Raw genomic sequence first — 599 nt, 5'->3', positions numbered from 1 at the left:
AGGTCGCATCCGGTGGTTTGGATCCCGCCCAGAGAAACGCTTTTCAGGTCACCTTGATATTGCGGTCTCGGATTAGCTTGCCCCACTTCGCTGACTCCTCGGTCTTGATGCGATCGAAAACCTCGGCGTCGCCGGCGATCGGCAGGAACCCGGCCTGGGTCAGGCGCTCCCGTTCCGCCGTGCTATTGAAGAACCGCTGCGTGGTCTGGCGCAGTCTGGCCAGCACCGGCGCTGGAGTGGTGGCAGGCGCAACCAAGCCCCAGTAGGTGCCCGTCTCGAAGCCGGGGATCGCGGCTTCCGACACGGTCGGCACGTCGGGGAAGAGCGGATGCCGCGTGGCGCTCGTCACCGCCAGCGCGCGCAAGTTGCCGGTGGGAAGCAGGCCGGTCAGGAAGGCCGCTTCCATGAAGTTCATCTGTACCTCGCCGGTCAACACCGCCTGGCTTGCGGGTGAGCCGCCGCGATAGGGCACGTGCATCATGGAAACGCCGGCACGCGCCATCAGCAGCTCGGTCGCCAAGTGGCTGGTGAAGCCGACGCCGGCGGTGGCGAAGCTCATGCTGTCCGGCTTGCGCCGCACCAGATCGAGGAACTCCGCC

1 protein-coding gene is annotated in these 599 nt (G+C 66.3%); it reads right to left on the bottom strand.

What is annotated here, in order from left to right:
* Nucleotides 1-43: 43 nt before the first annotated feature.
* The coding region (locus E2C06_RS36880) for a tripartite tricarboxylate transporter substrate-binding protein (RefSeq protein WP_277751931.1) at nucleotides 44-599 on the bottom strand (556 nt) is incomplete at its 5' end.

The sequence above is a fragment of the Dankookia rubra genome, assembly GCF_004355005.1.
Lineage (GTDB): Bacteria > Pseudomonadota > Alphaproteobacteria > Acetobacterales > Acetobacteraceae > Paracraurococcus > Paracraurococcus ruber_A.
This window is presented reverse-complemented; position numbering and strand designations above follow the sequence as displayed.